The sequence below is a fragment of the Pseudomonas edaphica genome (assembly GCF_005863185.1).
GTDB lineage: Bacteria > Pseudomonadota > Gammaproteobacteria > Pseudomonadales > Pseudomonadaceae > Aquipseudomonas > Aquipseudomonas edaphica.
Map to the genome: position 1 here is coordinate 1 of NZ_VBVZ01000622.1, position 3,596 is coordinate 3,596.

Genomic DNA, 3,596 nt, shown 5'->3' on the forward strand with positions numbered 1-3,596 from the left:
GCAAATGCTTACACGTGCAATTGCGCAAAGGCGTAATTGAGAACCGTTGACTGATCAGCACGCATAAAAAAGCCCCGACAAGATCGAGGCTTTTTTCATTCAGCCGACTCAGTCGTCGCTGACAGTGATGGTCGGCATCGCCGGTGCGGCCGCTTCCTGCAGGACGATCCGCGCGCCCACATGACGGGCCAGCTCCTGGTACACCATAGCGATCGGTCCATCAGGCTCCGCGGCCACGGTCGGCTTGCCGCCGTCGGCCTGCTCACGAATTTCCATCGCCAGCGGCAACGACGCCAGCAATTCAACCCCGTATTGGGTCGCCAACTTTTCGCCACCGCCTTCGCCGAACAAATGCTCGGCGTGGCCGCAGTTGGAGCAGATGTGTACCGCCATGTTTTCTACGACGCCCAGCACCGGGATGTTGACCTTGCGGAACATCTCCACGCCTTTTCTGGCATCCAGCAGCGCCAGGTCCTGAGGCGTGGTCACGATTACTGAGCCAGCCACCGGCACTTTTTGCGCCAGTGTCAGTTGGATATCGCCAGTGCCTGGCGGCATGTCGATCACCAGGTAATCGAGGTCGCCCCAGGCGGTCTGGGTGACCAGTTGCAGCAAGGCGCCGGAGACCATCGGCCCGCGCCACACCATCGGCGTGTTGTCGTCGGTGAGGAAGGCCATGGACATGACCTCCACGCCCAGCGACTCAATCGGCACAAACCACTTCTGGTCCTTGACCTTGGGCCGCGTACCTTCGGCGATGCCGAACATTACGCCCTGGCTAGGGCCGTAGATATCGGCGTCGAGGATGCCCACGCGCGCACCTTCGCGGGCCAGCGCAAGCGCCAGGTTGGCGGCGGTGGTGGATTTACCCACGCCGCCCTTGCCGGAGGCCACGGCGATGACATTCTTGACGTTGGCCAGGCCCGGAATCTGCGCCTGGGCCTTGTGCGCGGCAATCACGCACTGGATGTCGACCTTGGCCGAGCGCACGCCCTCCAAGCCTTCGATGGCCATTTGCAACATCTGTGCCCAGCCACTCTTGAACAAACCGGCGGCATAGCCCAGTTCCAACTGGACCGACACCTGGTCGCCCTGGACTTCAATGGCACGTACACAGCCGGCGCTGACCGGGTCCTGGTTCAAATAGGGGTCGGTGTACTGGCGAAGAACGGCTTCCACCGCTGCGCGATTGACGGCGCTCATGGGCTACTCCCGAAAAAAGACTGACTGAAACAGGCGGCTATCCTAACCGTTCCGGCCGCCCAGCGGCATGCTTTCGAGACTTGGGAAGATTCAGAAACAGTACCACGGGGTGAAATATATTTCCCGGCGCTTTATAGTGGCCGACCTCCGTTTCATCAAGTAGCCGAGCCCCATGTCCGAGCCACGCAAGATCCTCGTCACCAGCGCCCTGCCCTATGCCAATGGTTCCATCCATCTTGGCCATATGCTTGAGTACATCCAGACCGATATGTGGGTGCGCTTCCAGAAGCATCGCGGCAATCAATGCATTTATGTCTGCGCGGACGACGCCCACGGTTCGGCCATCATGTTGCGTGCCGAGAAGGAAGGCATCACCCCGGAACAACTGATCGCCAATGTGCAGGCTGAACACAGCGCCGACTTTGCCGAGTTCCTGGTGGACTTCGATAACTTCCACTCGACCCACTCCGAAGAAAACCGCGAGCTGTCGAGCCAGATCTACCTGCGCTTGAAGGAAGCCGGGCACATCGACCAGCGTTCGGTGACCCAGTATTTCGACCCGGAAAAGAAAATGTTCCTGGCCGACCGCTTCATCAAGGGCACCTGCCCTAAATGCGGCACCGAAGACCAGTACGGCGACAACTGCGAAAAATGTGGAGCGACCAATGCACCGACGGACTTGAAGAACCCGAAGTCGGCAATCTCCGGCGCCACCCCGGTGCTCAAGGATTCCCAGCACTTCTTCTTCAAGCTCCCGGATTTCCAGCAAATGCTGCAAACCTGGACCCGCAGCGGCACCTTGCAGGACGCCGTGGCCAACAAACTCTCCGAATGGCTCGACAGCGGCCTGCAGCAGTGGGACATCTCCCGCGATGCGCCGTACTTCGGCTTCGAGATCCCGGGCGAGCCGGGCAAGTACTTTTATGTGTGGCTGGACGCGCCGATTGGCTACATGGCCAGCTTCAAAAACCTCTGCGACCGCACGCCTGAGCTGGACTTCGACGCGTTCTGGGCAAAGGATTCCACCGCCGAGCTGTACCACTTCATCGGCAAGGACATCGTCAACTTCCACGCGCTGTTCTGGCCGGCCATGCTCGAAGGTTCGGGCTATCGCAAGCCGACCGGTATCGCCGTGCACGGCTACCTGACGGTCAATGGCCAGAAAATGTCCAAGTCCCGTGGCACCTTTATCAAGGCGCGCACCTACCTGGACCACCTGTCGCCGGAATACTTGCGCTACTACTATGCCGCCAAGCTGGGCCGTGGTGTCGACGACCTCGACCTGAACCTGGAAGACTTCGTGCAGAAGGTCAACTCGGACCTGGTCGGCAAAGTGGTCAACATCGCCAGCCGTTGCGCCGGTTTTATCCACAAGGGCAATGCCGGTTTACTGGTGGCTGAAAACGCCGCACCGGAACTGACCGAAGCCTTCCTGGCCGCCGCACCAAGCATCGCCGACGCCTATGAAGCCCGTGACTTTGCCCGCGCCATGCGCGAGATCATGGGCCTGGCCGACCGCGCCAATGCCTGGATCGCCGACAAGGCGCCATGGTCGCTGAACAAGCAGGAAGGCAAGCAGGCGGAAGTCCAGGCCATCTGCGCTACGGGCGTCAACCTGTTCCGTCAGTTGGTGATTTTCCTCAAGCCGGTGCTGCCATTGCTGGCCGCTGATGCCGAGGCGTTCCTCAACGTCGCGCCGCTGACCTGGAACGACCACGCCACCCTGCTCAGCAACCACCAGTTGAACGAGTTCAAGCCGTTGATGACGCGTATTGACCCGGTGAAAGTCCAGGCCATGACCGACGCTTCGAAAGAAGACCTGGTCGCCAGCCAGACCGACACCGGTTCGGCTGCGCCCGCCGGTAACGGTGAGCTGGCCAAGGATCCGATCTCGGCAGAAATCGACTTCGACGCCTTTGCCGCTGTAGACCTGCGCGTTGCGCTGATCGTCAAGGCCGAGGCCGTGGAGGGTGCCGATAAGCTGCTGCGCCTGACCCTGGACCTGGGTGGCGAGCAACGTAACGTGTTCTCCGGCATCAAGAGCGCCTACCCGGATCCTTCCAAGCTCGACGGCCGCTTGACCATGATGATCGCCAACCTCAAGCCACGCAAAATGAAGTTTGGCATCTCCGAAGGCATGGTGATGGCAGCCGGCCCTGGCGGCGAAGAGATCTACCTGTTGAGCCCTGACAGCGGTGCCAAGCCGGGTCAGCGTATCAAGTAAGCCCGCAAAGCCCGTCTGCGGCAAACGGGCCTCCTGTGGCAAACGGGCTGCCTGTGGCGAGCGGGCTTGCCCCGCGTTGGGCTGCGCAGCAGCCCCAATAAAGTCGCCGCATTTGGCCTGTTAAACCGAGTGCCTGTACCAAGGGCCGCTCCGCGCCCCAACGCGGGGC

At 61.0% G+C, this 3,596-nt stretch carries 2 protein-coding genes; one reads left to right on the forward strand and one right to left on the reverse strand.

All coding sequences use genetic code 11. The annotated features are described in order from the left end of the window. Positions 1 to 108: 108 nt before the first annotated feature. Positions 109 to 1,203, reverse strand: coding sequence for an iron-sulfur cluster carrier protein ApbC (apbC, locus tag FEM54_RS27760; protein WP_017137049.1), 1,095 nt, complete (start codon positions 1,201 to 1,203; stop codon positions 109 to 111). Positions 1,204 to 1,375: 172 nt separating this feature from the next. On the opposite strand from apbC, the gene metG reads away from it, so the two are divergent. Beyond that, entirely contained in the window at positions 1,376 to 3,427 is a 2,052-nt protein-coding gene (gene metG, locus FEM54_RS27765; protein WP_138453775.1) for a methionine--tRNA ligase, read from the forward strand. Positions 3,428 to 3,596 lie beyond the last annotated feature (169 nt).